This window comes from Kribbella sp. NPDC020701 (assembly GCF_055562215.1).
Map to the genome: position 1 here is coordinate 62,118 of NZ_JBVHFT010000030.1, position 6,588 is coordinate 68,705.

The window sequence follows — 6,588 nt, forward strand, 5'->3', positions numbered from 1 at the left end:
CGTGGCCGAGGGCTCGCGGGCGGGGCGAGGGAGCTGGGACGAGGGGGCGCTGGAGTTCGCCGGGTTGTCCCGGGTACGTCTCGATGCCCTCTTACAGGAACTGCTCGGCCGGGTCGACGAGATCATGGAGTCCCAGGAACGGCTCCGCGCGTTGCTCGACGCGGTCGTCGGCATCGGCGCCGACCTCGACCTGAACAGCACCCTGGACCGCATCGTCACCGCCGCATGTGAACTGGCCGGAGCCCGGTACGGCGCTCTCGGCGTGGTCGGCCCGGACGGCAGAAGGCTGGTTCGCTTCATCACGCACGGTGTCACCGACGACGAGATCGCCGCGATCGGTCCGTATCCCGAGGGACATGGCATCCTGGGTCTGCTGATCGAGCACCCCGAGCCGATCCACATGCACGACCTGGCCGAACACCCCAGGTCCTACGGCTTCCCGACGAACCACCCGCCGATGAAGAGTTTCCTCGGCGTCCCGATCCAGACCCGCGAGCACGCCTTCGGCAACCTGTACCTGACCGAGAAGACCGGCGGCGCCGACTTCACCGAGGACGACGAGCGGACGGTCACCGCCCTGGCGGCCGCGGCCGGGGTTGTGATCGACAACGCCCGCCTGTACGCCGACACCGAGCAGCGCCGGCGCTGGCACGAGGTCACCGCCGAGATCACCCACCTGATGCTCGGCGAGTTCGAGCCGGATCAGGCGCTGCAGCTGATCGCCCAGCGGTCCCGCGAAGTCTCCGGCGCACAGGTGGCGGCGGTGCTTCTCGCCGAGGACACCGACTTGGTCGTGCGTGCCGTAGACGGACCACCGGAGTTCGCCCGCTTCCTCGGCCGCCATGTTCCGGCCGACTTTCCCGTGCTCAGCGGCGCGACGAGCGCCGAGCAGGTGGTCATCGAGGATCTGGCGCAGTTCCTGAAGGACGCCGGTGGACTGACCGACTTCCCGGAGGCGAGGACGCTCGGGCGGACGACCATGGCGCCGCTGCCGGCCGGCAGTACCGGCACCGGTGGTCTGCTGATCGTGGCCTCGGAACAAGGCTCGGAACACCGGATCTCCGAGGGCGCCGACCTGATCCGGATGTTCGCCGGCCAGGCCACCCTGGCGCTGGAACGTGCCCGGGCGCAACACGACCGCGACATGCTCGCCGTGCTCGAGGACCGCGACCGGATCGCCAGGGACCTGCACGACGTGGTGATCCAGCGGCTCTTCGCCACCGGACTGCAGCTCCAGGGCATGCACCGGGTCGCGCGGCCGGAACACCAGCAACGGATCAGCCGCGCGGTCGACGACATCGACACGACCATCCACGACCTCCGCGCCGCGATCTTCGAGCTCCAGCAGACTCCTGACTCCAGCTCACTGCGTGGTGATGTCCAGGCCCTGGTCGCCGAGTACACCGAACCGCTCGGCTTCCGGCCCCGGCTGATCTGCACCGGCCCGATCGACACCGTCGTACCGGCCAACGTCCGGCCACAGATCCTCGCCACCGTTCGTGAATCGCTGTCCAACATCGTCCGCCACGCCCAGGCGTCGCAGGCCACCGTCGAAGTCTCCGTCGGCGCGGGCCGGGTGACGGCCCGGATCTCGGACGACGGTGTCGGCATCGGTACCAGCACCCGCAGGAGCGGCCTGAGCAACCTCACCGAACGCGCCCAGGCCCTCGGCGGCAGCGTTCGGGTCGCCGACAACGAACCGCACGGCACAGTGGTCGAACTCACGGCGCCGACCGGCGACTGACCGACCGCCGAACGGCCTCCTCAGTCGGGACTCTTGCCCGCAGCGCCAGCCTCCTCCTTCGCGCAACGCTGAGGTATCACCAGTGGGAGGAGCGTCCGATGTCGGACCAGCACTTGCCGGCCGAGCACGTCGACAGCATGCTCGCAGCGGCCATCGCCGCCCCCAGCATGCACAACACCCAGCCCTGGCGGTTCGAGGTGGCCGGTCACGTGATCGACCTGTTCCTCGACGGCACCCGCACGCTGCCCGCCGAGGACCCCACCGGCCGGGCCATGCGGATCGCCGCCGGCGCCGCGACCTTCAACCTGCGCTGCGCGGCCGCCGCCCTCGGCTACGGCACCTGGTTCGGCCTCGCACCGTACCCGGAAGAGCCCGACCTGCTGGCCCGCATCGTCGTCGAACCCACCAGCAGTCCGGACGAGGCACTGCGCGCGCTGGCCGAACAGATCCCGCATCGGCACACCGACCGCAACCCGTCCGATCCCACCCCGCTGGCCGAGACCATCCGGGTCGCCCTGGTGCGAGCGGCGTACGCCGAAGGTGCCGAGCTGACCTGGCTCGGTGAGCCCGAGGTCCGCACCGTGCTCGACCTGGTCCTGGACACCGACCTGCGCGAGATCGGCGACTGGCACCGCCGCGCCGAACGCGCCCACTGGGTCGGCGGCGACCGCCCCGCCGAAGGCGTGCCCAGCTCCGCACTCGGACCGCGATCCACCAGCTACCCGGCCGCCGTCCGCGACCTGGCCACCCGCCCGACCGACCGGATGCGGCAGCAGACCACCTTCGAGACCCACCCGGACCTCGCCATCTTGTCCACCGACTACGACCAGCCCGCCGACCAGGTCGCCGCCGGCGCCGCGCTCGAACGCGTCCTGCTGACCGCGACCCGGACCGGCGTCAGCGCGTCCTTCCTCAACCAGCCGCTCGAGTTCGAGGACCTGCGCCGCAAGGTTCAGTTGCTCACCCAGCGGCCCGGACACGCCGACATGATCATCCGCTTCGCTCACAGCCGGCCCGGCCCCGGCACGGCTCGACGCGAGGTTGCCGACTTCCTGCCCGCCAAGGAGCAGCCATGACCACCACCCTGCAACACGAGATCGACCGCTGGGAGACCGACCTCCACCACATCGCGGACAACAGCACGACGGACAGCTGGTTCCTCGAAGAACGCCGCTTCGCCGAAGCACAACACACCATCACCGCCTACCGCACCAGCATCCTGCCGATCGTCACACAACAGCCACACGGCACGACCCTGGCCTTGGAGATCGAGCACCTCATCAACCACCTCGAAGACCTCCGCAACGACCTCTACCGCACCGTCCACCCGCCGACCTCCCATCAGCAGATCGCCGAGACCATCGCCGCCCTCCGCGCCCTCTGCCGAGTCGCCCTCCGCTTCGAGCAACCACTCGAAGACGCTCGCTGAGAATTCTCAGCGGACCGACCGGGCGCTGGACAAATGCAGCTCCTGCGCGCCTCCGACCCAACTGCTCGATCGCCGTCATGGCGTCCCCTTCCGACACCTATCAGCCCACTTCGATCCGCCCACCGCAGCTAGAGACCATGGGCCGGTCAGGCGGGACCTTCGGCTCTAGGCCCAGAGGCCGGTCCCGCGCGACCATCTGGTGTATGAATGCGATCGATCCGGCCGGTCAGAAGGTTGTCGTGGGCATCGACGGCGCGCCCGATTGCGAGAGCGCGATCCGCTGGGGTGCCGCGGAGGCCGCCGCGCGTGGTGCCGGTCTGCATCTGGTGCACGCGTTCGTCTGGACCGAGTTCCGCGTCCCGGTGGGACCGAGCGAGGCCGCTCCCGGGCTCCGTGCGTACGCCGACCAGATCGTCGCGGAGGCACTCGAAGTCGCGCGGAAGTTCGCTCCCGGTGTGCCGGTGACGGCCGAGCGCGTCGACGGGTTTCCCGCACCGGTGCTGATGGCGGAGTCGAGGAACGCCGGGCTGATCGTGATCGGCAGCCGCGACGCCGGACGGGCGCTCGGGCTCTTGGTCGGGTCGACCGGCCTGGAACTCGCCGCCCATGCCCGCTGCCCGGTCGTCGCCGTTCGGCCGAACGAGGATGCGGTCGTCGGCAGCCGGGTGGTGATCGGGTACGACGGCTCGGCGGCCGCCGCTGCCGCGGTCGACTTCGGCCTCGAGTACGCGCGGCGGCACGAGCTCGTCGCCCGGATCGTGACGGTCCGGGCAGAGGACGAGGACCACGACCTCACGGCCGCACTCCGGGCCCGCGAGGACGCTCGTACCGCCGAGCTCATCGAGGTGACCGGTCATCCGGCGGAGCTCCTGCTCGAATGGTCCGCCGACGCCCAACTCCTGGTCGTCGGGTCCCGCGGGCGCGGCGGGTTCGCCGGACTGCTGCTCGGATCGGTGAGCCAGACGATGCTGCACCAGGCCCCCTGCCCGGTCACGATCATCCCGCGATCGGCGATCGGCGGTCGGAGGTCCTGAGGCCCGCTGAGCCAGGTCCTTCGGCACTGCCTCCGGCCGGGGCGGGAGTGGTGTGCTGGAACTGACCAGAAGGAGGTCTCGATGTCCAGGAAGGTACTGGTTGCCTACGCCAGCAAGATGGGCGCAACCGCGGGCATCGCCGAGGCGATCGGCGACGAACTGCGGTCACACGGCCACGCCGTCGACGTCCTCGACGTCGCCCAGGTCCGGACGATCGAGCCGTACGACGCGGTCGTACTGGGCAGCGCGATCTACATCCGGCGGTGGCGGCGTGACGCCGTGCGGTTCCTGCGCAGCAACGTCGACGAGCTCCGCAAGCGGCAGGTCTGGCTCTTCCACAGCGGCCCGGTCGGACCGGACAAGGACCAGGAGCAGGACATGCCTCGCGCCGTACGCCGCCTCGCGCGCGAGATCGGGGCCACCCCAGCGGTCACCTTCGCCGGCCGCCTCGAACCCGCGACCGCCAAGGGCTTCCTCGCCCGCCGCCTCGCCAAAGGCACCCTGTCGGGAGACTCCCGCGACTGGCCCAAGATCCGCGCGTGGGCCGCCGACCTCAGCACCGCCATCGCCACCACCCCGAACCGCCCAGACGGGCAGTTCCTCGCCTGACGATCACTACGACGGTCGGTCCTACGAGTGCTTCTTCGCGTGTTCGACGGCGAAGACGGCGGCTTCGGTACGGCGTTCGAGGTTGAGTTTGCGCAGCAGCGACGAAACGTAGTTCTTGACCGTCTTCTCGGCCAGGAAGAGCGACTGGGCGATCTGCCGGTTGGTCTTGCCTTCGGCGATCTCGGCCAGGATCTTGCGCTCCTGATCGGTCAGCGACGCATACCTGGGATCCTCATCGACAACCGGATGACGCAGCCGCTCCAGCACCTTCACCGTCATCGTCGGATCCAGCAGCGACTCACCGGCCGCGATCCGCCGTACCGCATCAATCAGCGCATCGCCGTGCACCTGCTTCAGCAGATAACCCGCCGCGCCCGCCATGATCGCCGTGAACAGCGCCTGATCGTCGGAGTACGACGTCAACATCAAACACGCCGGCGGATCATCCATCAACGAACGGACCTCCCGGCACACGCTGATCCCGTCACCGTCAGGCAACCGGACATCCAGAACCGCGACATCCGGACGCACGGCGGGAATCCGCGCAATCCCCTCCGCCGCCGTCGAGCCGTCACCGACCACCTCGATGTCCGGCTCCGCATCCAGCAACTGGTGCAGTCCCAGCCGAACCACCTCATGGTCGTCCAGCAGAAACACCCTGATCGTCATCACCATCTCCTCCGGCCCACGCCCCAGCACGTCTGCCACCAGCATCCGCCCCCGCCACGGACCACGGCAGGGGCAACGGTCCCGCCCGACCCGGGACCTTCGGCGCTGTCACCTCTCTGTCGCTTCGCCATCACGACTCGTACGGCGTCGGTACGACGGCCAGCGGACAGGTCGCGTGGTGGAGGACACCACGGGTCACGGAGCCGAGCAGGAAGGACGTCAGCCTGGTGTGGTGGTGGGTGCCGATGACCAGGAGTTGTGCGTCGGACTCAGTGGCCGCCGTGATGATGCCGTCGACCGCGTGGCCGCGGCGGAGCTCTGCCTCGATCGTCAGTTCGGGGTGCTTCTGCCGCCATTCGGCCGCGAGGTTCTCGAGGTGACGCTCGGCGTTCTCGGTCCACTCCGAACTCACGCCGGCGACGTTCACCGCGTCCCAGCTGTAGATCGTCGCCAGGTCCCAGACGTGGATCAGGCGCACGGGCAGCCCGCGCTCGGCTGCTGCCGCGATGGCGAACTCGATCACTGCCGGGTTGTTGTCCGAATCGTCCACCGCGACCAGCACCGGACCGGACTGGTCCGCGGGCTTCCAGTGACCGGGCACGATCACGACCGGAATTGTCGCCATCGTGGCGACCGCCTCCGAGGTGGATCCGATCAGCAGTCGCTGGAACGTCCCCATCCCCCGGCGTCCGACCACGAGCATCCGGCCATCGGCCGCGAGTTTGGTCAGGGTCCGGGCCGGCTGCCCGACCACCAGGTCGGCCTCATGGTCGAGCCCGCCGGGGCTCTGGTCCAGATACTTCTGGACCTCGCTGATGAGCTCCAGCGACGAGTCGTCCACAACGTCCGGCTCCCAGCGCGGCCCGTGCCGGGGCTTGCCCTCGATCACGTGCACCGCCTGCAGGGGCTCGTGCCGGAGCACCGACTCCAGCACGGCCCACTCCAGGGCACCGGTGTCATGCCACGAGCCGTCGATCCCCACGTGGATGACCGGTCTGCCGGTCACTGTGCTCACCGCAGCCATGGGTACTTGCGGACGAAGTCCAGGCTGCTCCACCACTTGCCGAGGCCCCACACGTTGCCAGCAGCAACGAGCGCGAGCA

At 69.5% G+C, this 6,588-nt stretch carries 7 protein-coding genes; 5 read left to right on the plus strand and 2 right to left on the minus strand.

What is annotated here, in order from left to right; all coding sequences use genetic code 11:
• Nucleotide 1: 1 nt before the first annotated feature.
• From ACZ3HV_RS41825 to ACZ3HV_RS41845, 5 genes are all read left to right on the plus strand, one after another.
• On the plus strand, nt 2-1,744 hold the full coding sequence (locus ACZ3HV_RS41825; protein WP_465693218.1) for a GAF domain-containing sensor histidine kinase: 1,743 nt from the start codon (nt 2-4) through the stop codon (nt 1,742-1,744).
• 98 nt (nt 1,745-1,842) lie between these two features.
• A complete protein-coding gene (locus ACZ3HV_RS41830) occupies nt 1,843-2,820 on the plus strand; it encodes an Acg family FMN-binding oxidoreductase (protein WP_465693220.1) in 978 nt (325 codons plus the stop codon).
• On the plus strand, nt 2,817-3,173 hold the full coding sequence (locus ACZ3HV_RS41835; protein WP_465693222.1) for a hypothetical protein: 357 nt from the start codon (nt 2,817-2,819) through the stop codon (nt 3,171-3,173). Before ACZ3HV_RS41830 ends, ACZ3HV_RS41835 begins: the two co-directional genes overlap by 4 nt.
• Before the next feature lie 203 nt (nt 3,174-3,376).
• Nucleotides 3,377-4,207: a universal stress protein gene (locus ACZ3HV_RS41840; RefSeq protein WP_465693224.1), complete on the plus strand. Its 831-nt coding sequence runs from the start codon at nt 3,377-3,379 to the stop codon at nt 4,205-4,207.
• 81 nt (nt 4,208-4,288) lie between these two features.
• The gene (locus ACZ3HV_RS41845) at nt 4,289-4,816 is read left to right on the plus strand and encodes a flavodoxin domain-containing protein (RefSeq protein WP_465693226.1); all 528 of its coding nucleotides are present in this window, start codon (nt 4,289-4,291) and stop codon (nt 4,814-4,816) included.
• Nucleotides 4,817-4,837: 21 nt separating this feature from the next.
• Here the strand turns inward: ACZ3HV_RS41845 and ACZ3HV_RS41850 are convergent, their stop codons facing one another.
• Nucleotides 4,838-5,485, minus strand: a complete 648-nt coding sequence (locus tag ACZ3HV_RS41850) for a response regulator (RefSeq protein ID WP_465693228.1) — start codon at nt 5,483-5,485, stop codon at nt 4,838-4,840.
• 130 nt (nt 5,486-5,615) lie between these two features.
• Nucleotides 5,616-6,491, minus strand: coding sequence for a universal stress protein (locus tag ACZ3HV_RS41855; protein WP_465693230.1), 876 nt, complete (start codon nt 6,489-6,491; stop codon nt 5,616-5,618).
• Nucleotides 6,492-6,588: the final 97 nt, after the last annotated feature.

Bases quoted from the DNA above. Each gene is read 5' to 3' on its own strand.
- ACZ3HV_RS41830 (WP_465693220.1), top strand. From the start codon at position 1,843: ATGTCGGACCAGCACTTGCCGGCCGAGCACGTCGACAGCATGCTCGCA.
- ACZ3HV_RS41835 (WP_465693222.1), top strand. From the start codon at position 2,817: ATGACCACCACCCTGCAACACGAGATCGACCGCTGGGAGACCGACCTC.
- ACZ3HV_RS41840 (WP_465693224.1), top strand. From the start codon at position 3,377: ATGAATGCGATCGATCCGGCCGGTCAGAAGGTTGTCGTGGGCATCGAC.
- ACZ3HV_RS41845 (WP_465693226.1), top strand. From the start codon at position 4,289: ATGTCCAGGAAGGTACTGGTTGCCTACGCCAGCAAGATGGGCGCAACC.
- ACZ3HV_RS41850 (WP_465693228.1), bottom strand. From the start codon at position 5,485: ATGACGATCAGGGTGTTTCTGCTGGACGACCATGAGGTGGTTCGGCTG.